Genomic DNA, 23353 nt, shown 5'->3' on the forward strand with positions numbered 1-23353 from the left:
CGGCCTCAGTCCGGCGGGTGGTCCGCGAGGTCGGCGAGGACGTCGGCGTGGCAGGGCAGCGGGGCGCACCAGCAGCCGAGGCGGTGGCCGCGCAGGGGCGGGACGAGGGCGAGCAGGCCAGGGCGGGCGAGCAGGTGCTCGCGGTACTTGACGACCATCTCCTCGCGGGTGAGGTCGGGGCCCGGACGGTACGGGCAGTGCAGCGGGGACTCGGCGAGGTGCCAGCCGCCGCGGTGCATCGCGCGGCCGACGTAGACGACGTCCGCGTACCCGGGGTCGTCGCGGTGGCCCTTGAGGTTGACCACGGTGGTGCGGCGGGATCGGCTCGGCATGCCGTCCATGCTGGTGCACTCCGCGCCCCGGGGCAGCCCGGGGCCGGTGCGGGCTCGCCTTGACACGGTTGCGGGCCGGGCGTAGCAAAAGAGCATGCGCCATCCGCACGCGACCGATGGGGCCCCTGGTACGCGGCCCGGTCCGGACCGGACGCCGGAGCCCGGGGCCGGCGCGGAGGCGGACCGGGCGTTCCCGCCGTCCGTCCGGGACCCGGCCCCGCAGACGGACCAGCGGCGGGACGAGCTCCTGGCCGACGCGGTGCGCCGGGCGCTGGGGACGACCGGGGTGTACGGAGTGATGGTGTACCTGCGCTCGCGGGACCGCCGCTCGCTGGTGCTGCGCACGATCGCGGGCGTGCCGCTGGCGGTGATGAGCCCGTTCCGGCGGGTGGCCGCCGCCGGCCCGCTGCCGGTCGCGGTCTGCTTCCGGACCGGGCACGTGATCACCCTGACCGACACCGAGGACACCATGCGGCGCTTCCCGCAGCTCGCGGTCGGCCTGCCGTACGACTTCGCCTCCGTCTGCGTGCCGGTGGCGCACGGCGAGGAGCGCTTCGGCGTGCTGAGCGGGTTGTGGCCCGCCTCGGACGACGGGCTTCCGGAGCCGGCCGCCCGGCAGCTGGCCGAAGCGGCCGCCCGACTGGGCGAGCAACTGGCCGAGCTGGCCGGGACCGGGCAGTCGGTGGAGCCGGGCGGCGAGGTGGCCGTGGTGGAGCTGCCGCCGCCGTCGTCGGTACCGACCACCCGGGTCGGGCTGTTCGACTGGGACGTGGCCACCGGGGCGCTCGCCGCCGACGAGCAGTTCCGGGAGATCTTCGGCTTCGGCCCGGGCGAGTTCGACGGCACGGTGGCCGCGCTGAACCACCGGGTCGCCCCCGGTGACCTGCCGGCGTTCCGGGCCGCCGCCCGCGTCGCGCTGGAGCGCGGCGAGGTGCTGGCCGCCCGGGTCCGGGTGCTCGGGCCGGAGGGCCTGCCGTACCCGGTGGAGCTGTGGGCCCGGGTGCCCGTGGCGATCTCCGACGGCCGGACCCACCTGGTCGGCGCGGTGCTGGACGTGCGTGACCTGACCGCCGCCGCGGCCGCCGTCGAGCGGCTGCAGGAGGGCGTGCTCTCGCTCGACCCCGACGGCCGGATCAGCTACGCCAACCGCGCCACCGAACCGCTGCTCCGGGCCCGCCGCGAGGACCTGCTCGGCCGCCACCCCTGGGACGTGCTGCCCTGGCTCGCCGACCCGGTCTACGAGAACCGCTACCGCGCCGCCCTGTTCTCCCAGCGGCCCACCGCCTTCCTGGCCGCCCGCCCGCCGGACGGCTGGCTCGCCTTCTCGCTCTACCCGGACCCGCACGGCGTCACCGCCCGGGTGGTCGCGGCCGAGCCGCCGCCGGGCGCCGCCGAACCGCCCGCCACCCCGCCGCCCGCCGGCCGCACCGGGGTCGGCGGCACCCACCACCTGCTCCAGCTGGCCAGCGCCCTCACCGAGGCGGTCACCGTGCGGGACGTCTGCCGGGCGGTGGCCGAGGAGGTCCTGCCGTCCTTCGGCGGCCAGGAGCTCGCCATCTACGCGGTGCGCGACCAGCAGCTGCACCTGCTCTCCCAGGCCGGCTACCCGGACGGTTTCCTGGAGGCCTTCGAGGGCACCCCGGTCGATGCCCGGGTGCCCGGCGCGGAGACGCTCAGCACCGGCACCCCGGTCTTCTTCGAGTCGGTGCGCGAACTCGCCGCCACCTACCCCGGCCTGGCCCTGGACGGGATGGGCGCCTGGGCCTTCCTGCCGCTGATCGCCTCCGGCCGTCCGGTCGGCACCTGCATCATCGGCTTCGACCGGCCGCGCCCGTTCACCGTGGAGGAGCGCGCCCTGCTCACCGCGCTCGGCGGCTTCATCGCCCAGGCCCTGGAGCGCGCCCGGCTGTACGACGCCGAGTTCGTGCTGGCCCGCGGCCTGCAGCAGGCACTGCTCCCGCACCGGCTGCCCGAGGTGCCCGGCATCCGGATCACCGCCCGCTACCTGCCCGGCACCCAGGGCATGGAGATCGGCGGCGACTGGTACGACGCGATCGTCACCGGCGGGGACGTCACCCTGGTGATCGGCGACGTCGAGGGCCACAGCGTCGGCGCGGCCGCCACGATGGGGCAGCTGCGCAGCGCCGTGCGCGCCTTCGCCTCCGGCGGCGACCCGCCCGACGCGGTGCTCGCCCGCACCAACCGGCTGCTGCTCGACCTCGACCCCGGGCTGCTCGCCAGCTGCTGCCTGGTCCGGCTGACCCCGGCCGTCGGCCTCGCCCGGATCGCCCGGGCCGGACACCTCCCGCCGGTGCTGCGCCACCCCGGCGGGCGGGCCGAGGCGCTGTACGTCCCGGGCGGTCCGCTGCTCGGGGTGGACGACCTGGCCGACTACCCGGTCAGCGACCTGCGGCTGGGCAGCGGGGCGCTGCTCGCCCTCTACACCGACGGACTGGTCGAGGACCCCGCGGTGGCGATCGACCAGGGCGTGGACCGGCTGCGGGCCGCGCTGGCCCGGGCCGCGGCGGGGGAGGGGCTGGAGCAGGCGGCCGAGCGGCTGCTGCGCGAGGTCGGGTCGACCCGCCGGGTGGACGACGTGGCGCTGCTGCTCACGGCCTTCGGCTGAGCGGCCGGCGGGCGGTCGGTCCGGCGGTCGGTCCGGCGGGTGCTCCGGCGGGTGGTCCGCCGGGCCGACCAGGCGACTTTCGTCGGCGGGGGCCGCGACGAAGGAGGACGGCGGACGCCCCGGCCGGACCGATAGCCTCGACGCGTGGAAGCGATCGCGCGGGCCTGGAACACGGTGGTACGGACGGCGCTGCCGGGGCCCTGGCGGCCCCGGCGGGTGGTGGGCGAGGCGGTGGCCGCCCTGCTGATGGGCGGGTTCGCCGCGCTGTTGGAACTGCTCGCCAACACCGGCCTGGCGCTGCCCCTCGGCCTCGCCGTCGCGGTGCTGTGGGTGCTGCGCAAGGGGCTGCCGGCCACCGTGCTGCTCGCCGCCGCGGCCCTGGCCGGCTGGTCGGTCGGACCGATGCCGCTGCTGGTGTGCGCGGGCTGGACGGCCGGCGCGCGGATCCGCCGGGTCTGGTCGCTGGTCGGCGCCTTCGTCGTGGGCTGGGTGCTGTTCACGGTGACGGGAGTGGTGAAGGACGTCGCCTCGCTCTCGCCGAAGCTGGTGCTGTCGCTGTCGCTCGGCTTCTTCCTCGTGATCGCCGTGCTGCCGGCGCTCTACGGCCGCTACCGGGCGCAGCGCCGCGCCCTGCTGGACGCGCTGCGCGAGCGCAACGAGCAGCTGCTGCGCGAGCGGGTCATGGTGGTGCACCAGGCGCGGCTGCGCGAACGGCACCGGATCGCCCAGGACATGCACGACAGCCTGGGCCACCAGCTGGCGCTGATCTCGGTGCACTCCGGTGCGCTGGAGGTGGACCGGACGCTCACCGACCGGCAGCGCGAGGCGGTCGGGGTGCTGCGGCAGGCGGCGGTCGCGGCGATGCGCGAGCTGCGCGAGGTGGTCGGGGTGCTGCACGACGAGTCGACGGCGGTGCCGCCGACCGCCGGGACGGCCGCCGCCGGCCCGCCGGCCCGGGGCGGGGTGGACGGGATCGGCGGCCTGGTGGAGTCCTCCCGGGCGGCCGGGGCGGAGGTCGACCTCACCGTGGAGGGCGGCCGGCGTCCGCTGGCGGCCGCCGTCGACCACGCGGCGTACCGGATCGTGCAGGAGGCGCTCACCAACGCGCACAAGCACGCCCCGGGCGCGCCGATCGCCGTCGCGCTGCGGTACGAGCCGGACGCGCTGGTGGTGGAGGTGAGCAACACCCGCGCGCCGGAACTCGTGGGCGCACGCGGCGGCGCGGGCGCGGCGGTCAGCGGCGGCCAGGGGCTGACCGGCCTGCGGGAGCGCGCGAGGCTGGTCGGCGGCATGGTGCACGCCGGGCCCACGCCGGAGCAGGGCTTCCGGCTGGCGGCCGTGCTCCCGTACGAGGGAGCGGAGCAGGACGCGGCGGCGACGGGCGGGGCCGAGGACTGGATGCTGGACGGCCTGCCGCCCGTCGAGGAGCCGGAGCGCGGGCGGCGCAGCCCGGCGATGGGCTGCGCGCTCGGGGTGGTCGCGGTCGCGCTGATCGTGCTCGGCCTGGTGGTCTGGGGCGTGATCGCCTTCGTCCGGGGCACCAACGACGCGACCGTGCAGAAGCCGATGTACGACCAGATCAGGGTCGGCACCGCCGAGGCCGAGGTGCTGCAGACGCTGCCGCGCGGCAACAACTTCTTCACCGACACCTATAAGGGGACGGGGCCCGAGGTGCCGGCGGGCGCGCACTGCCGCTGGTTCGTCCTGAACGGTGCGCCCGGCGCCGGCTGGAACGAGGAGCACGTGGCGCGATTCTGCTTCCGGGACGGGGCGTTGGTGGAGAAGCAGGAGTACGTCGCCAGGGGCTGAGTGCCCCCGTGCGCGGGCGGGTGCCCCGGCGGGGCGGGCCGGGCCGGTTTCGGAGCACGGTGGTCCGGATCGGGGTGGTTCGGAGCGGTCCTGCCGGGATGTGAGGATGGTGCCGCAGCCGAAGCACCGTTCGAGGGGAATGACCAGCGTGATCCGAGTCCTCGTCGCCGACGACGAGCCGCTGATCCGGGCCGGGATCAGGATGATCCTCGGCTCCGCCGCCGACATCGAGGTGGTCGCGGAGGCCGCCGACGGGCGCGAGGCGCTGGAGCTCGCGCGGGCGCACCGGGTGGACGTGGTGCTGCTGGACATTCAGATGCCGGTGATGGACGGGCTGACGGCGCTCGGGGAGCTGGCGAGGGTCGCCCCCGGCGCGCGGGCCCTGATCCTCACCACCTTCGGGGAGCGCGAGAACGTCCTGCGCGCCGTGACCGAGGGCGGCGCCGGCTTCCTGCTCAAGGACACCGCGCCGAACGAGCTGATCCAGGCCGTCCGGGCGGCGGCGGGCGGCAACGCCTTCCTCTCGCCGGCCGCCACCCGGCACATCGTCGACTCGCTGGCCTCCGGCCGCAGTGCCTCGCTGGCTGCCCGCGCGGTGGCGGCGCGGCGTCGGCTGGAGGTGCTCACCCAGCGCGAGTTGGAGGTGTTGGCGCTGCTCGGAGAGGGTCTGTCCAATGCCGACGCGGGGGCGCGGATCCACATGAGCGAGGCGACGGTGAAGACCTACGTCAGCCGGATCCTGGCCAAGCTGGGCTGCGAGAACCGGGTCCAGGCGGCGTTGTTGGCCCGGGACGCGGAGCTCGACGGCGGTCACTGAGAGTCCCTTTCCGATCGCGGTGCGTGCCGGGCGTGACGGATGCCACTCGGCGGCGGCGCGGAACCGGGAACTCCGGACCGGATGGTGACGGTGCGTCAGCTGGCGATTCCTCCGCGTGGATGGCCTGTGAGCTTTCTCGGAGGGATAGGTGTGAGCGAGGGCACGGATTTCGATCATTCGATCTTGGAAATTCGGTCAAAAGTATTCAAATCAGGCACAGCTTCTTGATCAATACCGCCGGTAACAGTCAACTGACCTGCGACGTCCAAGAATTGCTTGCTGCGTCCGGGTGATGCCCCCTAGCTTCATTGGCGGCGCAACGAGCGCCACCCGGGTCCACCCCGACGCACTGCCCGCCGACTGACCAGCGGCGCGAGGGCGGTGCCCGCCGACGAGGCCGGCTCCAACAGGCCGTCGGCGTGCGGAGGTGACCGGGGCGGCACGGCACGTCCGACACGTGTCCGGCCGCCCGTCGAGTGAGGTGAGCGAAAAACTGCCGGCCCATGTCCCGGGCCTGGTTCCGCATGCCCACCCGGGACTTGTCGAGAGGACCTGTATGAATCCCCGTCACGAGACCGCCGCTGCCACCGACACCACCGCCACCCCCAAGCGCCACCGCGTTCGGATGGCGGTCGTCGCGGGAGCCGCTGTCGCGGCCCTGCCGGTGGCCGGCCTCGTCACGGCCACCTCGGCCTCCGCCGCTACCGCCTCCACCTGGGACGCCGTCGCCCAGTGCGAGAGCGGCGGGAACTGGAGCATCAGCACCGGCAACGGCTTCCACGGCGGTCTGCAGTTCTCCCCGTCCACCTGGGCCGCGTACGGCGGGACCGCGTACGCCTCCCAGGCCAACAAGGCGAGCAGGGCGCAGCAGATCACCGTCGCGGAGAAGGTCCTCGCCTCGCAGGGCCCGGGCGCCTGGCCCGTCTGCTCGCAGAAGGCGGGCCTGGGCAGGGGCGGAGCCCCGGCCGCCGTCGACACCTCGGGCGGCGCGGAGGCCAAGCCGGCCGCGAAGGCGGCCAAGCCCGCCAAGCCCGCCGCCGCGCCCGCGGCCAAGCCCGCCAAGCCCGCCAAGCCCGCCGCCCCCAAGGCCGCCGCCGCGCAGCAGGCGCCCCAGGGGCAGCCCTCGGCCAAGCCCGCGCAGTCCGCGCCGGTCGCGCCGAAGAACACCGCCGCGGGCGGCTACACCGTCAGGAGCGGTGACACCCTGAGCGAGATCGCGGCCAAGTTCGGCACCGACACGGACAGCCTCTACCGGAAGAACGTGCGCACCATCGGTGGCGACCCGGACCTGATCTTCCCGGGCCAGACGCTGACGGTCTGACCCTTCGACGGGAGGCCGCCCGGCGGGGAGCCGCCCGACGGAGCCTTGCCGACCGGCCGGAGCGGCCGCCCTGGACGGGGCGGCCGCTCCGGCCGGTTCCGGTGCGTTCGCGGGCCGTCAACGGCCCGTTACGGGCCGCTGCGGGCCCTGGTGGGCCCCGGCAGGCCCTTGCGGGGCCCCGTCCTCCGCGTGCGGTCGGCCGTCGCGCCCCTCGCCGGTAGGGTCGGCCGATGGTCCGACTGATCGATGACAGTGAGCTCACCGCCTCCCCGGTGGTGGCCAACAGCACGATGAACCGCGAGCGCGGGCTCAGCGGGGTGAACAGCTACGCCCGCGAGCTCGGCTTCGACCCGCTCGCCTGGCTGGCGGAGCACGGGGGTGCGACGCCGGGGTGGCTGGACCTGTGCAGCGGCGAGGGCCGGGCGCTGCTGGCGGCGGCCCGGAGCCGGACCCCGGGGGCGGTCGTGGAGCTGACCGGTGTGGACCTGGTCGGCCCGCCGGCCCCGCCGCCGGACCTGGCGGAGCTGCCGCACCTGCGCCTGGTCACGGCGGCGGTGGCGGACTGGGAGCCGGAGCGGTCCTACGACCTGATCACCTGTGTGCACGGGCTGCACTACCTCGGCGACCAGCTCGGCGCGATCACCCGCGCCGCCTCCTGGCTGACCCCGGACGGCCGGTTCGCCGCGCACTTCGACCCGGAGTCGGTGCGCCGCCCGGACGGCTCCGGCGCGGCCCGCGCGGTGGTGGCGGCGCTGCGGTCGGCCGGCTTCGAGTACCGGGCGCGCCGGCGCCTGCTGCTCCTGGACGGCGGGCGGGAGGTCGCGCTGCCCTTCGCCTACGCCGGAGCCGACCCGGCGGCCGGGCCCAACTGGACGGGTCAGCCGGCGGTCGGGTCGTACTACCACTAATGGGTGTGCGCCGGGGTGCGGGGGCGCCGCATGGCATTGTTGAATCTTGAACGCAACGTCCGAATACCGCCGGAGGTTTGAAGCCCGCCGGACCAGGATCGAGTCATGTCCGAGATCGGAACGAGGAGTTCTGGAGATATGACGATGAACGGTGCGATGGTGCTCGACGGCAAGGTGGCCCTGGTGACCGGCGGCAGCCGGGGGATCGGGGCGGCGGTCGCCCTGCGGCTGGCCGAGGACGGCGCCGACGTGGTGGTGACCTACCAGGGCGGTGCGGAGCGGGCCGAGGAGATCGCCGTGAAGATCACCGCGATGGGGCGGACCGGCTGGGCCGTACGGGCGGACAGCGCCGACCCGCAGGCGGTGGAGGGCGTGGTCGAGGCCGTCGTCGAGCGGTTCGGGAAGCTGGACGTCCTGGTGAACAACGCGGGGGTCGGCGTCCTCGGCCCGATCGGCGACCTCACCCTGGCGGACGTCGACCGGGTGCTGGAGGTGAACGTCCGGGCACCCTTCCTCTACGCCCGGGCGGCCTCCGCGCACCTGGCCGAGGGCGGACGGATCGTCACCGTCGGCAGCTGCATCGCCCAGCGCGTCGCCTTCCCCGGCGCCACGCTGTACGCGACCAGCAAGGCCGCGCTGATCGGCCTGACCAAGGCGCTGGCCCGGGAGCTCGGGCCGCGCGGGATCACCGCCAACCTGGTCCACCCGGGGCCGATCGACACCGACATGAACCCGGCCGACGGCCCGTCGGCGGAGTTCCAGAGCGGGCTCACCGCGCTCGGCCGCTTCGGCACCGGCGCGGACGTCGCCGCCGCCGTCGCCTACCTGGTGGGCGAGGACGGCCGGTACGTCAGCGGCGCCGAGCTGGCGGTGGACGGCGGCTTCGCCGCCTGACGCGCGGGGCCCGGCGGGCACGGTGTCGTGCCGGGCGGTTGTCGGCGCCCGCGCTTACGATCGCCCGGCACGACCCGTGCTCCCGTACCGGGACCCCGTACCGAGAGGTGTGCCATGACCGCAGCGGAAGACCCGATCGGGCTGCTCGCCCGGGCCCTCGCGCAGACCGCCGGGCTGATCGACGGCACCGGCGTCGAGCTGGCCGGCCACCCGACGCCCTGCCGCTCCTGGGACGTCGGCGACCTGATCAGCCACCTCCTGCACGACCTGCGGCAGTTCACCGTACGGGCGAAGGGCGGGCAGCCGGACTGGTCGCAGCCCTTCGAACGGGTCGAGGAGGACTGGCTGCACGCCTTCGAGGCCGGGGCGGAGGAACTGGTCGACGCCTGGCGCGCGGCCGGCGACCTCGGCGGCACCCTGGAGCTCCCCGGCTTCGGCGCCCTGCCGGCCCGCTTCCCGGTCGACCAGCAGACTGCCGAATTCGCCGTCCACGGCTGGGACCTGGCCCACGCCACCGGCCAGTCCACCGAGGGCCTGGACCACGAGGTCGCGCTCGCCGCGCTCGCCTGGGCCGGCGGTGCGCTCAAGCCCGAGTACCGCGGCGCGGAGGAGGAGCGGCACGCCTTCGGCCCCGCCGTCGCCGTCCCCGACGACGCCCCGGCGTACGACCGGCTCGCCGCCTTCTTCGGCCGCGACCCGGCGGCGGGCCCGACGAGTTAGGCAGAGCCTGCCTCCGGACCCCCGGCCGCGGGGAGGCGCGCACCCCGGCGCCGCACCCCGGGCCGCGCACCGGCGCCGGCGGCTCCTACGAGTGGCTCCAGCGGAACTCGATCTCCGGGTGGCGCGGGGACGGGGCGTCGAGGAGCGGGGCGGGGCGGCCGCGGAGGAAGTGGTCGGCGAAGGCCCGGACGTAGGTGCGGGTGAGCGCCGTGGCGCGGGCGGGGGCGATGGTGCCGAGCAGGGTGGCATAGACCTCGGGGGGCAGGTGGGCCGGGAGGTTGCCGGGGACGGCGGCGTGCGGCAGGTCGGTGAAAGTGAGGTGGCCCGCGCCCAGGGTGCGCAGTTGGCGTCCCCAGGCGTGGTGGTGCTCGCGCCAGCGCTGCCAGGTGCCGTGGTCGTCGATCGAGGTGAGCAGCAGGAACGGCCGGTCCAGCCCGAGCTCCGGGACAGGGGAGCCGAACAGGCCGCCGTCGAGGTCGAGGCCGATGCGGAAGCGCGGGTCCAGGCGCAGTGCCTCGGCGGCCGCGGCTCCGCCCATGGAGTGGCCGAGCACGCCGATCCGCTCCTCGTCGACCCGGAACGGCAGTCGGCCGTCGGTCAGTTCATCGGTGACGAAGCGCAGGTCGCCGACCCGCGCGGCGATCTCCTTGCGCTCGGCGGCGTCCCAGTCCGGCGGGTCCTCCGGCAGGACGCTGCGCACCAGCCGGCCGTCCGGGAACTCGACGGCGGCGGCGTCGTAGGTGTGGTCGACGGCCGCGACGAGGTAGCCGTGCGCGGCCAACTCCTCGGCCAGCGCGGTGCAGTTGCTGCGTCCGCCCGTGCGGCCGTGGCCGAGCAGCAGCAGGGGGAGCGGGCCCGGGTGGGCGGGTGCGTCGGCGCGGGCGGTCGGGCGGACCAGGTCGAGGGTGCCCGGGTCCAGCGGCAGGATCCGCTCGATCGCGGCCGCGACCCGGGGGGTGGTGTAGGGCGCGCGGGGCCGGCCGGCGGTGCCGCGCGCCGGGTACCAGAACTGCACCATCAGCTCGCGCGGGCCGGGGGCGGGTGCGAACGGGTCGGGTCGGTCGTGGTCCACCAGGTGCAGGCTCGTGGTGCCGACCGGCCGGCCGACGGTGGGCGCGGGCAGGTCGACGGTGCGCGGCGGGGCGGGCAGGTCGACGGTCCGCGGCGGGGCGGCGAGGGCGGGCCCGGCGGGCAGCAGGGCGGCGGACCCGCCCAGGCCCGCGAGGGCGAGCAGTGAACGGCGCCTGATCATGCGTCATCCTTGCCGGCTCGGCGACTGGGTCCGGCAAGCCTAGGTGCTCCGGGCCGGCCGGGCCAGGGGCCGCGGGATGCCGATCGGCCCAGGGCGGCCCAGGGCGGTCCAGGGCGGCCGAGGGCGGTTCAAGCCGACTCGGGCGGCTCAGGGCTTGGCGGCCTGCCGCGCGGCGGCCTGCTTGATCGCCTCGCGGATCCGCGGGTAGGTGCCGCAGCGGCAGACGTTCTGGATCCGGTCGATGTCCGCGTCCGTCGGGTTCGGGGTGCGGCGCAGCAGGGCGACGGCGGTCATGATCTGGCCGGGCTGGCAGAAGCCGCACTGGGCGACGTCGCAGGCGAGCCAGGCCTCCTGGACGGGGTGGAGGACCTCGCCGTCGGCCAGGCCCTCGATGGTGGTGACGGTGTGGCCCTCGCAGTCCTTGACGGACCGGGTGCAGGGCTGGAACTCCTCGCCGTCCAGGTGGCTGGTGCAGGCGCGGCAGACGCCCACCCCGCAGCCGTACTTGGGGCCGGTGACGCCGAGCTTGTCGCGCAGGACCCAGAGCAGCGGCATGTCGTCCGGGGCCTCGACGCTGACGGGCCGCCCGTTGAGGACGAAGGTGTGGGTGGGCATGGGGAGTCGGGATTCCTCAGCAGGTGGTCGGATGGTGCCGGGGGTCAGAAGGCGATCGGGAAGGAGCGGGGGCTGGTGCCGGTCGCGCGGGCGTAGGCGTTGGCGACGGCGGCCGAGGCGGCCGGGACGCCCAGCTCGCCCGCGCCGCCGGGCGGTCCGCTCGGCGGCATCAGGTGGACCTCGACCACCGGCGGGGTGTGCCGCTGCCGGGCGTAGTGGAAGTCGCCGTAACTTCCTTCCCGGAAGGCCCCGTTGTCCAGGTGGTTGCCGGCCTGCAGGATCACCGAGATGCCGTCGACCAGCGCGCCGGTCAGTTGGGCCTCCAGGCCCCTGGGGTTGATCACCCGGCCGACGTCGGCGACGACGACGGCCTTGGTCACCCGGGGGTTGGCGCGGTCGGTGGCGTCCAGCTCGACCAGGTACCCGGCGCTGGCGCTGTGCTCGTCGTGGTAGCCGATGCCCTGGGCCTGGCCGGGAGGCATCGGGCGGCCCCAGTCGCCGCGCTTGGCGAGTTCGTCCAGCACCGCCCGCCCGGCGGCGCTGCGCATCCGGTCGCGGCGGAAGCCCAGCTCGTCCTGGCCCATCCGGCGGGCGAGTTCGTCCATCATGATCTCGTCGGTGACCCGGACGGTGCCCGAGTAGACCGAGCGCCAGCTTCCGGTGTTCAGCTCCAGCGGCACCTCGGCGAGCAGCTGGGTGGGCACTCCGACGTCGTACGGGATCTTCTCGGTGAGCAGGAAGAACAGTTCGGAGGCGGTGAGCCCGGCCAGCGGGAGGTTGTAGCCGGCGGCGGTGAGCATGTCGCCGAGGCCGTGCCCGAGGTCGGTCCGGACGCCGGCCACGTGGTGCTCCCAGCTGAACACCTGGCCGAGGCCGTAGGTGGCCCGGACGACGTGGTGGCTGGCCGGGCGCACCCGGCCGTGGCGCATGTCGTCGTTGCGGGTCCACATCAGCTTGACCGGGCGGCCGGCGGCCTTGGAGACCTGGGCGGCCTCCAGGGCGGCGTCGAAGAACAGCCGGCGGCCGAACGAGCCGCCGCCGCGCACCACGTGGACGGTGACGGCGTTCTCCGGCAGGCCGAGTTCGGCGGCGATGGTGCCCTGGGCGAGGATCGGGCTCTGCGAGGCGAACCAGAGCTCGGCGCGGTTCGGCCGGACGTCGGCGACGGCGGTGAGCACCTCCATCGGGGCGTGGTTGACGAAGGCGAAGTCGAACTCCGCCTGCACCCGGTGGGAGAGCAGCGGCGGCGGGAGCGAGGGCAGGTGGGCGGCGCGCAGCCGGGACCGGACGTCGGCGTCGGACAGGCCCGCGACCGGGCCCGGGTTCCAGGTGGTGCGCAGCGCGTCGCGGGCCTTGAGCGCCTGGTCGAAGGTCTCGGCGAGGACGGCGACGCCGGTCGGGATCCGCACCACGTTGAGCACCCCGGGCATGGCGCGGGCGGCGGAGGCGTCCAGGGACTTGAGGGTGCCGTTGACGGTGGTCGGCCGGGCGACCACGGTGGGCACGGCGCCCGGGATCTGGAGGTCCCCGGCGTACTTGGCGCGGCCGGTGACGATGTCGCGGGCGTCGATCCGGCCGGTCGGCCTGCCCACCAGGCGCAGCTGGTCGGGGGTCTTGGGGACGGCCGGGACGGCGGGTACGGCGACTTTGGCCGCCTCGGCGGCGAGGTCGCCGTAGCCGAGGCGGCGGCCGTCGGGGGCGAGGACGGCGGAGTCGGCGGTGCGCAGGGTGGCCGCGGGAACGTTCCAGCGCTTGGCGGCGGCGGTCACCAGCCGGGCGCGGGCGGCGGCGGCCGCGGCGCGCACCGGGTCGTACAGCGAGCGGATCGAGTTGGAGCCGCCGGTCAGCTGGTTGAAGAGCAGCTCGGGGCGGGAGTCGCAGAGCGGGACGTCGACGTCGGAGAGGCGGGCGTCGAGCTCCTCGGCGACGATCATGGCGATCGAGGTGGTGAGGCCCTGGCCGACCTCCAGCCGGGGCAGGTGCAGCGCGGCCCGGCCGGCGGGGGTGACTTCGAGGACCAGCAGGTGCGCGGTCGGCAGGCCGGCGATGATCATCGCGTCGCCGAGGTCGACGATGTCGGGGATGCCGGGCAGGCCGATCAGCTGATGGGGGAGGGCCGTCTCCCGGACGGGTACGGCGGCCGCCGCGGGCCGCGGGACGGGGGTCGGGGCGGCGGCCCGTGCGGGGGCGGGCGCGGCGGCGTCGGGGCCGGGACCGGCGGCGACGGTGAGGGTGGGCGCGGCCAGCAGGTAGGTGAGGAAGCGCCGGCGGCGGGTGGCCCCGTTCGGTGCCGCGGTGTCCGGGGCGGTAGGGGTGTCCGGGGCGGCGGTGTCCGGGCCGCCGGGGAGGGCGCGGGTGTGCGGGTGGCCGGTGCCGCCGGGTCGGCTGGGGGAGTCCGAGGGGGCGGTGGAGGTGCTGATGGGGGGCCACCCTTCGAGCCGGGGACGGCGACGGGAACGGGTGGGCGGCGTGGCCCCGGCCCGGTGCCGGATCGCGAACGCCGTTGAGCATAAAAGGGCGCTACTGACGGGTCAACACGGTCAAAGTTGGCCCTTGGTCTGCCCGATCGCGGTTTCGCGGCGGGCGGCCGGAGCGGATTCGGAGCGGGTACGGACGGCGCTTCGGAGGCGCGGGCGAGGCCGGGGCGAGCTCGCCCGGAAGGGCTCGGAGGCGCCAACTGGCGCCTCTCGCACGCGGGTTCAGGGGTCGGTCGGCGGTGCGGCGGCGCGACGGATTGGCCCAGGGAATTCCTTGATCACTGGACCGTTCCACTGGGCCGGTTTTTCCCTAGAGTGGGGGCGTGCCGGCACCGGCGGTCGCGGAGATCGGCTCCGCGCGCCGCCCGTCCGGCGGTCGCGGGCAGGGGTGACGGTCCGTGAAGACGTTTACGCAGGTGGACGCGTGTGGGTGACCGCCCGGATGCGTCCGGCGGGTGACACCGCACACCGGAGAAGGAGGAGCATGCCGACCGACCGAGCCGCCCGTTGGGACGCCCTGCCGCCCGCCGGGCCCCAGCGGACCCTCGCGGCCGCCCAGTTGGCCGCCGCCGTGGGCGACGGCGCCTACTACACCTGCTCCGCGCTCTACTTCACCCGGGTCGTCGGGATGTCGCCGACCGCCCTCGGGCTCGGCCTCACCCTCGCCTGGGCACTCGGCTCCGTCGCCGGCGTCCCGCTCGGCCACCTCGCCGACCGGCGCGGCCCGCGCCGCACCTCGGTGGCGCTCGCACTCGGCACGGCGGCCGTGGTCGCCGCCTTCCTGGTGATCCGCTCCTACCCGCTGTTCCTGCTCGCGGTCTGCCTCTACGCCACCGCGCAGTCCGGCCTGACCGCCGCCCGCCAGGCGCTGGTCGCCGCCCTGGTGCCGCCCGCGCAGCGCACCGCCCTGCTCGCCCACATCCAGTCGACCCTCAACGGCGGACTGGCCGTTGGAGCGGCGATCGGCGGCATCGCGCTCGGCGTCGGCACCCGCGCCGCCTACCTTTCGGCCTTCGCCGTCACCGCGTTCGGCTTCCTGCTCAGCGCGCTGGTCCTGCGGCGGCTGCCCGAGGCCCCGGCCCCGGCGGGGCCGTCGGACGCCGGGCCGCGGCTCGCCGTGCTGCGCGACCGCCGGTACGCCGCCGTCACCGCGGTCAACGCCGTCCTGCTGCTGCGGATGCCCCTGCTCAGCCTGATCATCCCGCTCTGGATCGCCGCGCGCGCCCCCGGGATCGGCTGGCTCGGCTCGGCGCTGTTCGTGCTCAACACCCTCGCGGTGCTGGCCTTCCAGGTCCGGGCGGCACACGGCATCACCGGACTGGACCCGGCCGCCCGGGCGGTCCGCGCCGCCGGGCTGCTGCTGCTCGGCTCCTGCGCCGTCTTCGGGCTGTCCGCGCTGGACGTGCCGGTCTGGGCGGTCGGCGCGCTGCTGGTCGCCGCCTCCGTCCTGCAGGTGGCCGGGGAGATGAAGCAGTCGGCCGGCAGCTGGCAGATCGCCTTCGACCTCGCCCCGGCCGGGCGGATCGGCCAGTACCAGGGCTTCTTCGGCACCGGCGTCGCCGTCGCCCGCACCCTCGGGCCGCTGCTGCTCACGACGCTGCTGCTGGACGGGGGCCTGGCCGGCTGGCTGGTCCTCGGCGGGGTGTTCCTCGCGGCGGGGTACGCGATGGGGCCGGTCGCCCGCTGGGCGGCACGGGACCGCGGCCCCGCGGTGCCACCGCCGTCGCCGGTGGCCGCGGGCGCGCCGCCGGGGGCCTGACGGCGAACGCCGCGGTGGCGGCCCACCCGGGAAGGTCGGCCCGGGGTCCGATCCGGAAGGCCGCGACGGCGGGCCCGAGCCGGGAGGCCACGACGGCGGGGCCGGGGGAGCGGCCCGGGGGCGGGCCGGAAACCCGGTGGCCCCGGCCCGCCGCCCGCTGGCATGCTGGCCGCGTGGACCGACCTCAGATCCGGCTCGACTTCGCCCCCGAGCTGCACCTCTTCGTCTCCGCGCCCCGGCGGGCCGGCCGCACCGCGCTGCGCACCGACGGCAGCTCCACCCTCGGCCACGTCGTCGAGTCGTTGGGCGTCCCGCTCACCGAGGTCGGCGGCCTGCGGGTGGACGGCCGGGCCGTGCCCGACACCCACGTGCCGGCCGACGGCGAGGAGATCGCCGTCCTGGCCGTGGCCAGGCCGCAGCCCGTGCCCGGCCCGGCGCGCTTCCTGCTGGACGTCCACCTCGGCACCCTCGCCCGGCGGCTGCGCCTGCTCGGCGTCGACGCCGCGTACGAGAACCCCGACATCGGCGACGCCGCCCTGGCCGCCCGCTCGGCCGCCGAACAGCGGATCATGCTCTCCCGCGACCGCGGACTGCTGCGCCGGCGCGAACTGTGGGCCGGCGCCTACGTCTACAGCCACCGCCCCGCCGAGCAACTGCGCGACGTGCTCTCCCGCTTCGCGCCGCCGCTCGCCCCCTGGAGCCGCTGCACCACCTGCAACGGCACCCTGCACCCGGCCACCAAGACCTCGGTGCGCGAGCAGCTGCGGGACGGCACCGAGCGCTCCTACGACGCCTTCGCCCAGTGCGCCGACTGCGGCCAGGCCTACTGGCGCGGCGCCCACCACGCCCGGCTGGAGGCGATCGTCACCGAGGCGGTGCGCGACTTCGGCGACGGCCGGGCCGGCGGACACGCCCAGGACTCGGGACACGTCCAGGACTCCGGGGAGGGTCAGGGCCGCATCGGGGTCGTCTCAGGGTAGGGCGCTCTGGTGGACGGCCGGGCGCGCGTGGTCCCATCGACGGTGGGGGACGGGACCACGCTACTCGCTCGTACGAGAGAGGCCAGGTCGTCGCAATGAGCATTCAGGCAGGTCGGCAGCCCTTCCACAGCGCGGACGTCGGGGACGCCGCCGTGGTGACGGTCCCGGACGGCGCCGAGGTACGCCCGGAGGAAGGCCCCCGGAAGGCGACCGTCCGATGAGGCGGGAGATGTCGCGCCGCCCGCTGGCGGCGCTGGTCGCGGCTGCCGCCGCACTCGGACTCTCGGTCGCCCCGGCGGCCGCCGCCGGGCCCGACGCGGGGGCCGGCGGGCCCGCCGAGCCGCATCTGCGGTCGCGCTACGTGGCGATGCCGGACGGGGTCCGCCTCGCCGTCGACGTCTACCTGCCCGAGGGCACCCGGGCCGGCGCCCACCTGCCCACCGTCCTGGTCACCCAGCGTTACTGGCGGGCCCGGGTTCGGGCCGGCCAACCCGGTGGCACCAGCGGCGAGGCCGAGCGGTGGACCGCCCGCGGCTACGCCTTCGTGACCGCCGACCTGCGCGGCACCGGCGCCTCCTTCGGCACCCTCACCTCCGAACTCGGCGCCGACGTGACCGCCGACAGCGGCCCGCTCAGCGACTGGATCGCCGCCCAGCCCTGGTCCAACGGCCGGGTCGGCACCACCGGCATCTCCTACGGCGGCGACACCGCGATGCTCGCCACCTCCCTCGGCAACCACCACATCACCGCCGCCGCCCCCATCTCCTACGACTTCGACCCGTACGAGGACCTGGTGCGCCCCGGCGGCGTGCTCATCGAACCGCGGATCGCCCAGTACGCGCTGCTGCTGCGCATCCTCGACGGGGCCGGCGGCACCACCTGCGAGACCGACGAGCAGACCCGCAGGCTCTGCGCGGACGTCGGCCTCACCGGCTTCCAGCCCCGGCCCGTCGACGGACCCGACGGCCCGGCCCTGCTCGCCGCCGCGCGCGCCGAGCACACGGACAACGCCAACCTCGTCGAGATGGCGCACGCCGGCGTCCACCGCGACTACCGGGACGGCCCGAAGAGCTGGACGGTCGGCAGCGTCGGCGAGCGGACCGACGCCGTCGAGGCCGGCCGGGTGCCCGTCCTCACCCGCGCCGGCTGGCTCGACGCGGGCACCGCCAACGGGGTGCTCTCCCAGTTCACCGGCCTGTCCAACACCCAGGACGACTGGATCGGCCCGTGGAACCACGGCGCCGGCTGGCTCGCCGACCCGTTCCAGCCCGCCCGCCCGCTCACCGCGCGGGAACACGAGGAGAACGACCGGCGCGTGGTCGACTTCTTCGACCGCTACGTCCGGGGGAACGCCCGCCCCGACGGCCGCCGGCAGGTGCACTACTACACCTTCAACGAGGGCGTCTGGCGCACCACCACCCGCTGGCCGGTGCCCGGCACCCGCACCCAGCGGTTCCCCCTCGGCGCGGGCGGCACCCTCGGCGGCCTGGCGGACGACCGCCGCGGCGGCTCCGACCTGCTGCGCCTCGACCCGACCGCGGGCACCGGCCCGCTGGACCGCTGGAACACCAACCTCAGCGGAGACGAGGTCAGTTACCCCGACCGCGCCGCCGTCGACGCCAAACTGCTCAGCTACACCACCGCACCGCTGACCGCCGACACCCGGGTCACCGGCAACGGCAAGGTCACCCTCGACGTCACCGGACTGGCCGGCTCGGCGCGCGGCGCCCTGCACGTCTACCTGGAGGACGTCTCCCCGGACGGCCGGGTCACCTATCTGACGGAAGGCCAACTGGCCCTGACCGAGCGGGCGGTGGCCGACCGCGACGACAACCCGGACTGGCGCCGGCTGCGCACCCCGCGCAGCTACGCGGCCGAGGACGCCGAGGACTTCCCGCAGGGCCGCGCCCAACGCGTCACCATCGACCTCCAGCCCGTCTCGGTGCTGTTCCGGCCCGGCGACCGGATCAGGCTCACCGTCGCCGCCGCCAACCCCGACTCCTTCCAGCTCCTCCCCGCCGACGGGCAGGCGGGCTACCGGATCGGCTGGGGCGGCGACCGGGGGTCGGTGCTGGAACTGCCCGTCGTGCACTGAGAGTTGCGCCGATAGTTGCGCCGAGGGTCGAACCGCGGGGCACCCGGTGGCGGCCGGGTGCCCCGCGCCGTCACGCGTCCACGACCTCCAGCCCGTACGCGGTCACGGCCTGGCGCAGCCCGCCCGGGTACCCGGCGAGCGCCGGGGTGAACTCCCAGTCCCCGGAGGGATCGCGGTCGAACCGACCGAGCCGCATCGCGGTGTTGGTCTCCGCGCCGTCCGCCAGGTGCACCACGGCCGCGTCCTGCCCGGAGCCCGCCTCCAGGATCAGCGCCGGCCCGGCGAATCCGCCCATGGTGCCCCCGGGGTGGTTCTCGGTGTCGGCGGCGGCGATGACGACCAGCCGGTCGACCTCGGCGGGCAGCGCGTCGAAGTCGACCATCAGGCAGGCGTTCGCGTCGCCGTAGCCGGTCACCAGCCGCACCGAACCGTCGGGCGTCGAGCCGTTGTTGTAGAAGACCAGGTGGTCGTCGGAGAGCGCGGCGTTGCCCGTGCAGACCAGCGCGGCGATGTCGTACTCCTCCTCCCCGGTCCAGTGCAGGAGCAGCCGGGAGGGCTCGGTGGCCACCTCGATCGCGGGCAGGTCGTCCAGGGCGCCGGCCGTGGCGGAGGCCCCGTCCTGGGCGTCCGCGAACACCTCGTCGAAGCCGTGGTGCCTGAGCAGCCCGACCAGTTCGGAGCCGTTGATCAGGCTGATCGGCTTGCCCGCGACGAACTGGTGCGAGCTGGGGCCGAACTTGCTGGTGGTGACCAGGACGGCCTTGGTCGCGTCCCGGTCGTGCCGCAGCGTGCCGTACAGGTCCCGCACCGCGGAGGGCGTCACCGTGTCCCGGTACCGCTTCACCTGCACGATGACGTTGCCGCCCCGGAACGGGTCCGGGTCGATGCCGCGGACGTCCACGCCGCCGTCCCGCGACCGGGCGGTGAGCTCGACCTTCATGCCCATCGCCTCCATCAGCCGGCCGATGAGGCCCTCGAACTCGACCGGGTCCATCGCCAGCAGGAGTTGGAGTTCGCGGACGCGCCTGGCCATCCGGCCGCGGTTGGCGTTGGTGTCGTCGCGGAGGTGACGGAACAGCGCGCGCTGGGCGCGGCGTTCGTCGGCGTCGGGGTTGCTGAGGCGGTGGAGCTTCCGGCTCCGGGACATGGGCGTGCCCCCTCTTGCGTGGTGACGGTTGTTGCAGGCGTCACGGTAGGGGAATCGTGGACGAAGAACTGTCGGGCCGTCGGTTCCGCCGCACAATCGAGACCTGGGCCGATACGGGCCGCCGCCGCGGCAGGTGCGGGTGCGGGTCGAGGGCCCGGGCGCGGGCGGCGCGGGTGCCCGTCCGGGTCGGGGGGCGTTCGCGCCGGAGGGTGGCGGCGCCGGTCGAACGGCGGGGGTGCTTTCGATGGCCGTCCGGACGGCGGACAATTCCCCCAGGAGCCGAGGAGGAGGCCGCGGTGGAGTTCGAGGTCATGATCGAGATCCCGCAGGGGTCGCGGAACAAGTACGTGATGGACTTCGCGGCGGGCCGGATCCGCCTGGACCGCACCCTCTTCACGGCCACCCGCTACCCGGCCGACTACGGCTTCGTCGAGGGCACCCTCGGCGGCGACGGCGAACCGCTGGACGCCCTGGTGCTCGGCGGCGAGCCGGCCGTCCCCGGCTGCGTGCGGACCTGCCGGGCGGTGGCCATGTGGGTGATGCGCGACGAGCGCGGCCCGGACCAGAAGGTGCTCTGCGTCCCGGCCCGCGACCCGCGCTACGCGGACCTGCGGGACATCGACGACCTGCGCGGGTTCGACCTGCTGGAGATCACCCACTTCTTCCTGGTCTACAAGGACCTGGAGCGCGGCAAGTCCGTCGAGGGCTCGCACTGGGCGGGGCGCGACGCCGCCTACGCCGAGATCGCCGAGTCGCGCGCCCGCGCGGTGGGCACCCGCTTCGCCGACCCGGTCTGAACGGGCGCCCGGGGGCGGGCCGGTGCGCCGGCGCCCGCCCCCGGACGGTCCGTCAGAGCCGGGCGGTGCTCAGGATCGCCCGCACCTCGTCGCCGATCGCGGCCTCGTTCCGCTCGAACTCCGGTGCGGTGAGCAGGTTCGGGTCGGCCGGCAGGCCGGTCAGGACCGGGGTGTGCAGATGGCCGCCGGGCAGGCCCGGGGCGAGGATCGTGCGCAGCCGGTTGGAGCGGTAGGCGACTTCGTTGGAGAGGTACCCGCCGCCGCCACCGGAGACCGCGCGGGAACCGGGGGTGGGGCCGTCCGGCCGGAACACGGGGGCGGTGGCGCCCGCCGGGATCTCGGTGACGAAGGTGTTGAGCAGCACCGGGTAGGGCTGCTGGACGGCCCTCATGGCGTCGGTCGGCAGGGTGGTGCGGACGAACTGCGGCCCGGGGGCCAGCCCCGGTGCGTCCACCGGGTGCTGGGTGGTGCCGCCGGAGAGCGCGGCGACGTTGTCGGTCGCCGGGTCGGCGGAGCGGGCGCGCCCGGCCCACTCCTCCAGGGTGAACTTGCCCGGGTAGCCCTGGCTGATGCTGGTGATCAGGTCGGCGGACTGCCGGCCCGGCCGCAGGTGCGGGGCGAAGGCGCGCTCCACGATCCCCCTGTCGAAGTCCCCGTAGCGCACCGGCAGCACGACCGCCCGGACCTCCGCGGTGCTGCCGTCGGCGAGCGTGATCCGCTGCCCGTGCAACTGCAGGACGGCCGAGCCGGAGGGGTTGGCGCGGCGCGGCTCGGTGTCCAGGCCGAACGGGTCGAAGCCGCTGACGAAGATCCGCCGGACGCCGCGGGCGGAGTCGAAGCCGTCGTCCAGACCGCGCGAGGCGTCCTCGAAACGGGACCGCAGCGCGGCGTGGTCGACGCCGAACCGGGGCTGCCAGCGGGCGAGCTGGACGGTCATGGCGAGCCTGGTCCAGTACAGCGGGCGGTCGTCCCGGGCGGGCAGTTCGCCGCTCGGCCGCCGGCCCTGGGCGCGGTCCAGTCCGGCCTGCCAGAGGGTCCGGCCCCAGGCGGTCACCACCCGCTCGGCCTGCCGGGCGTTGCGGGCCTCGCACAGGGCGGAGGGGAAGCCGCCGGGCAGCTCGCCCAGGCCGGAGCGCTCGGTGAAACCGGTCGTGCGGGCGTCCTGGAGGCGGGCCTGCTCGGCGTCCAGCGGCACCGTGGCGGAGGTGCGGCAGCCGGCCGGGGCGGCCTGGGCGGCGGCCGGGGCCAGCAGGGCGGCGAGCGTTCCGGTGAGCGCGGCGGCCAGTCCGGCGGCGCGGCGTAGATATGTCATGCCCGCTGACAATAGGTCCGGACCTGACGGCCCGCCAGAGTGCCGGCCCGGCGTCCCCGCTGCCGGGTGCTCCGCCCGTCCGGGGGAGCGGCCGCGCCCGCGCCCACCGCGCCCACCGCGGTGCTCCTCCGGCCGCCGCCGGGGCGCCCGGACGGTGTTCCGCCGCTGGTGGGACGGTGCTCCGTCGCTGGTGGGGCGACATTCCGGCCTTGACGGAAAACTGATGGTTCGACCGGGAACCGAGGCAACTTCTACAGCGTTGTCGTGGTCGAACAGCGGTACTCGTACGGTGGTGGAGGAGTTCCATGAGCGTGGCCCTGACGAAGGGCGGCAACGTCTCCCTGGGCAAGCGGGCCCCCGGGCTGGGGGTGGTCCGGGTGGGCCTCGGCTGGACGGCCGGAGCCGGGTACGACCTGGACGCCAGCGCGCTGCTCTGCGGGGCGGACGGGAAGGTCGCCTCGGACCAGCACTTCGTCTTCTTCAACAACCTGCAGAGCCCGGACGGCTCGGTCCGGCACCGGGGCGGGTCCGGCGGCGGCCCCGACCGCGAGCAGATCGAGGTCCGGCTCGCGGAGGTCTCCGCCGGGGTGGAGAAGATCGTCTTCGCGGTGGCGATCTACGACGCGGCGCAGCGGCGGCAGTCCTTCGGGCAGGTCCGCGGCGCCCACATCCGGGTCGCCGACCCGGACACCGGCGCCGAGGTGGCCCGGTACGACGTGGCGCCGGAGGCCGGCAGCGAGACGGCGATGGTGTTCGGCGAGCTGTACCGGCACGGCGCGGACTGGAAGTTCCGCGCGGTCGGGCAGGGGTACGCCGCGGGGCTCGCGGGCATCGCCGCCGACTTCGGCGTGGACGTCCTGCAGCCGGCACCCGCCGCCGCGCCCGCCCCGGTGAAGCCGCCGGTCGCCCCGCCCGTGCCGCCCGTGGCCCCGCTCGCGCCGCCGGTCGCGCCGCCCGTTCCGGTCGCGGCCGCGGTGCCGGCCGTGCTGCCCGCCGCCGTACCCGTCGTTCCGACGACCCCGCCAGGACCAGGGAGTTCCCCCGTGACGTGTTTCTTCGACCCCTCGCACGGCGCCGGCACCACGGCGGTGTACTGGTCGCCGCAGTGGGGCGTGCCGCGCCAGATCGAGGCCTGCGTGGCCTGCGCCCAGCGGGTGCAGACCAACGTGCCGCCGTTCTACACCCCGCAGCCGGCCGGCTACCCGCAGCCGGTCCAGCAGCCGGTCCAGCAGGGCCAGCCGCAGGTGCCCGGCCAGCAGGCCCAGGGCGGGCGTCGCTTCGGCACCGGTGCGCTGATCGGCGCCGGCGCGGCCGGCCTGGTCGGCGGCGCGCTGCTGAACGAGGCCTTCGACGACGACCCGCAGGTCGTCGTCAACAACTACTACGAGGACGACGGCTTCTTCTAGGCCGTCGTTACCGGAGTCCCGGAAGGGCCGTCGGGGCGTCCCCGGCGGCCCCCGCTGTCGGAGCGGTGCGCTTGAATGGCGCCGGA

General features: G+C 75.6%; 19 protein-coding genes. 13 read left to right on the forward strand and 6 right to left on the reverse strand.

Annotated features, from left to right (window positions below; all coding sequences use genetic code 11):
- Positions 1-5 precede the first annotated feature (5 nt).
- Entirely contained in the window at positions 6-332 is a 327-nt protein-coding gene (locus tag ACGFSC_RS40020; protein ID WP_359900216.1) for a DUF4326 domain-containing protein, read from the reverse strand.
- A 94-nt stretch (positions 333-426) separates the two neighbouring features.
- Here ACGFSC_RS40020 and ACGFSC_RS40025 point away from each other — a divergent pair, with 94 nt between their 5' ends.
- The 7 genes from ACGFSC_RS40025 to ACGFSC_RS40055 all read left to right on the forward strand — a co-directional run bounded on the left by ACGFSC_RS40025 (position 427) and on the right by ACGFSC_RS40055 (position 9427).
- The gene (locus ACGFSC_RS40025; RefSeq protein WP_359900218.1) at positions 427-2958 is read left to right on the forward strand and encodes a SpoIIE family protein phosphatase; all 2532 of its coding nucleotides are present in this window, start codon (positions 427-429) and stop codon (positions 2956-2958) included.
- A 144-nt stretch (positions 2959-3102) separates the two neighbouring features.
- A complete protein-coding gene (locus tag ACGFSC_RS40030; protein ID WP_359900220.1) occupies positions 3103-4767 on the forward strand; it encodes a histidine kinase in 1665 nt (554 codons plus the stop codon).
- A 148-nt stretch (positions 4768-4915) separates the two neighbouring features.
- Entirely contained in the window at positions 4916-5584 is a 669-nt protein-coding gene (locus ACGFSC_RS40035; protein ID WP_359900361.1) for a response regulator transcription factor, read from the forward strand.
- Positions 5585-6140: 556 nt separating this feature from the next.
- Positions 6141-6905, forward strand: coding sequence for a transglycosylase family protein (locus tag ACGFSC_RS40040; protein WP_359900222.1), 765 nt, complete (start codon positions 6141-6143; stop codon positions 6903-6905).
- A 230-nt stretch (positions 6906-7135) separates the two neighbouring features.
- Entirely contained in the window at positions 7136-7813 is a 678-nt protein-coding gene (locus tag ACGFSC_RS40045) for a class I SAM-dependent methyltransferase (protein WP_359900223.1), read from the forward strand.
- 138 nt (positions 7814-7951) lie between these two features.
- Positions 7952-8707 carry an SDR family NAD(P)-dependent oxidoreductase gene (locus tag ACGFSC_RS40050; RefSeq protein ID WP_392865069.1) on the forward strand — a complete coding sequence of 252 codons (756 nt, stop codon included), beginning with the start codon at positions 7952-7954 and terminating at the stop codon, positions 8705-8707.
- A 114-nt stretch (positions 8708-8821) separates the two neighbouring features.
- Positions 8822-9427, forward strand: coding sequence for a TIGR03086 family metal-binding protein (locus ACGFSC_RS40055; protein ID WP_359900225.1), 606 nt, complete (start codon positions 8822-8824; stop codon positions 9425-9427).
- 85 nt (positions 9428-9512) lie between these two features.
- Here ACGFSC_RS40055 and ACGFSC_RS40060 read toward each other — a convergent pair whose 3' ends face one another.
- The 3 genes from ACGFSC_RS40060 to ACGFSC_RS40070 form a co-directional block, all read right to left on the reverse strand.
- The gene (locus tag ACGFSC_RS40060; RefSeq protein WP_359900227.1) at positions 9513-10679 is read right to left on the reverse strand and encodes an alpha/beta hydrolase; all 1167 of its coding nucleotides are present in this window, start codon (positions 10677-10679) and stop codon (positions 9513-9515) included.
- Positions 10680-10826: 147 nt separating this feature from the next.
- Positions 10827-11294 carry a (2Fe-2S)-binding protein gene (locus tag ACGFSC_RS40065; protein ID WP_359900229.1) on the reverse strand — a complete coding sequence of 156 codons (468 nt, stop codon included), beginning with the start codon at positions 11292-11294 and terminating at the stop codon, positions 10827-10829.
- A 44-nt stretch (positions 11295-11338) separates the two neighbouring features.
- The gene (locus tag ACGFSC_RS40070) at positions 11339-13348 is read right to left on the reverse strand and encodes a molybdopterin cofactor-binding domain-containing protein (RefSeq protein WP_359900231.1); all 2010 of its coding nucleotides are present in this window, start codon (positions 13346-13348) and stop codon (positions 11339-11341) included.
- 907 nt (positions 13349-14255) lie between these two features.
- Here ACGFSC_RS40070 and ACGFSC_RS40075 point away from each other — a divergent pair.
- The 4 genes from ACGFSC_RS40075 to ACGFSC_RS40090 all read left to right on the forward strand — a co-directional run bounded on the left by ACGFSC_RS40075 (position 14256) and on the right by ACGFSC_RS40090 (position 18605).
- Positions 14256-15530: an MFS transporter gene (locus ACGFSC_RS40075; protein WP_359900233.1), complete on the forward strand. Its 1275-nt coding sequence runs from the start codon at positions 14256-14258 to the stop codon at positions 15528-15530.
- A gap of 173 nt (positions 15531-15703) precedes the next feature.
- On the forward strand, positions 15704-16510 hold the full coding sequence (locus tag ACGFSC_RS40080) for a Mut7-C RNAse domain-containing protein (RefSeq protein WP_359900235.1): 807 nt from the start codon (positions 15704-15706) through the stop codon (positions 16508-16510).
- Positions 16511-16605: 95 nt separating this feature from the next.
- Complete coding sequence (locus ACGFSC_RS40085) at positions 16606-16731, forward strand: hypothetical protein (protein ID WP_359900237.1); 126 nt, start codon at positions 16606-16608, stop codon at positions 16729-16731.
- An 8-nt stretch (positions 16732-16739) separates the two neighbouring features.
- Positions 16740-18605: a CocE/NonD family hydrolase gene (locus ACGFSC_RS40090; protein ID WP_359900239.1), complete on the forward strand. Its 1866-nt coding sequence runs from the start codon at positions 16740-16742 to the stop codon at positions 18603-18605.
- Between the two features lie 70 nt (positions 18606-18675).
- On the opposite strand, the gene ACGFSC_RS40095 is transcribed toward ACGFSC_RS40090, so the two are convergent.
- Positions 18676-19752, reverse strand: coding sequence for a restriction endonuclease (locus ACGFSC_RS40095; protein WP_359900241.1), 1077 nt, complete (start codon positions 19750-19752; stop codon positions 18676-18678).
- 296 nt (positions 19753-20048) lie between these two features.
- Here ACGFSC_RS40095 and ACGFSC_RS40100 point away from each other — a divergent pair, with 296 nt between their 5' ends.
- Entirely contained in the window at positions 20049-20549 is a 501-nt protein-coding gene (locus ACGFSC_RS40100; protein ID WP_359900243.1) for an inorganic diphosphatase, read from the forward strand.
- Positions 20550-20601: 52 nt separating this feature from the next.
- Here the strand turns inward: ACGFSC_RS40100 and ACGFSC_RS40105 are convergent, their stop codons facing one another.
- On the reverse strand, positions 20602-21861 hold the full coding sequence (locus tag ACGFSC_RS40105; protein WP_359900245.1) for a pyroglutamyl peptidase: 1260 nt from the start codon (positions 21859-21861) through the stop codon (positions 20602-20604).
- A gap of 305 nt (positions 21862-22166) precedes the next feature.
- Between ACGFSC_RS40105 and ACGFSC_RS40110 the strand changes: the two genes are divergently transcribed.
- A complete protein-coding gene (locus ACGFSC_RS40110; protein ID WP_359900247.1) occupies positions 22167-23267 on the forward strand; it encodes a TerD family protein in 1101 nt (366 codons plus the stop codon).
- Positions 23268-23353: the final 86 nt, after the last annotated feature.

It is taken from the genome of Kitasatospora sp. NPDC048715 (assembly GCF_043198905.1).
Lineage (GTDB): Bacteria > Actinomycetota > Actinomycetes > Streptomycetales > Streptomycetaceae > Kitasatospora > Kitasatospora lactacystinica.

Excerpts from the sequence above, each read along its gene's own strand:
- ACGFSC_RS40045 (WP_359900223.1), top strand. The coding sequence starts at position 7,136 with ATGGTCCGACTGATCGATGACAGTGAGCTCACCGCCTCCCCGGTGGTG.
- ACGFSC_RS40025 (WP_359900218.1), top strand. The coding sequence starts at position 427 with ATGCGCCATCCGCACGCGACCGATGGGGCCCCTGGTACGCGGCCCGGT.
- ACGFSC_RS40050 (WP_392865069.1), top strand. The coding sequence starts at position 7,952 with ATGACGATGAACGGTGCGATGGTGCTCGACGGCAAGGTGGCCCTGGTG.
- ACGFSC_RS40070 (WP_359900231.1), bottom strand. The coding sequence starts at position 13,348 with ATGATCATCGCCGGCCTGCCGACCGCGCACCTGCTGGTCCTCGAAGTC.
- ACGFSC_RS40105 (WP_359900245.1), bottom strand. The coding sequence starts at position 21,861 with ATGACATATCTACGCCGCGCCGCCGGACTGGCCGCCGCGCTCACCGGA.
- ACGFSC_RS40040 (WP_359900222.1), top strand. The coding sequence starts at position 6,141 with ATGAATCCCCGTCACGAGACCGCCGCTGCCACCGACACCACCGCCACC.
- ACGFSC_RS40020 (WP_359900216.1), bottom strand. The coding sequence starts at position 332 with ATGCCGAGCCGATCCCGCCGCACCACCGTGGTCAACCTCAAGGGCCAC.
- ACGFSC_RS40055 (WP_359900225.1), top strand. The coding sequence starts at position 8,822 with ATGACCGCAGCGGAAGACCCGATCGGGCTGCTCGCCCGGGCCCTCGCG.
- ACGFSC_RS40065 (WP_359900229.1), bottom strand. The coding sequence starts at position 11,294 with ATGCCCACCCACACCTTCGTCCTCAACGGGCGGCCCGTCAGCGTCGAG.
- ACGFSC_RS40110 (WP_359900247.1), top strand. The coding sequence starts at position 22,167 with ATGAGCGTGGCCCTGACGAAGGGCGGCAACGTCTCCCTGGGCAAGCGG.
- ACGFSC_RS40090 (WP_359900239.1), top strand. The coding sequence starts at position 16,740 with ATGTCGCGCCGCCCGCTGGCGGCGCTGGTCGCGGCTGCCGCCGCACTC.
- ACGFSC_RS40095 (WP_359900241.1), bottom strand. The coding sequence starts at position 19,752 with ATGTCCCGGAGCCGGAAGCTCCACCGCCTCAGCAACCCCGACGCCGAC.
- ACGFSC_RS40075 (WP_359900233.1), top strand. The coding sequence starts at position 14,256 with ATGCCGACCGACCGAGCCGCCCGTTGGGACGCCCTGCCGCCCGCCGGG.
- ACGFSC_RS40060 (WP_359900227.1), bottom strand. The coding sequence starts at position 10,679 with ATGATCAGGCGCCGTTCACTGCTCGCCCTCGCGGGCCTGGGCGGGTCC.
- ACGFSC_RS40085 (WP_359900237.1), top strand. The coding sequence starts at position 16,606 with ATGAGCATTCAGGCAGGTCGGCAGCCCTTCCACAGCGCGGACGTCGGG.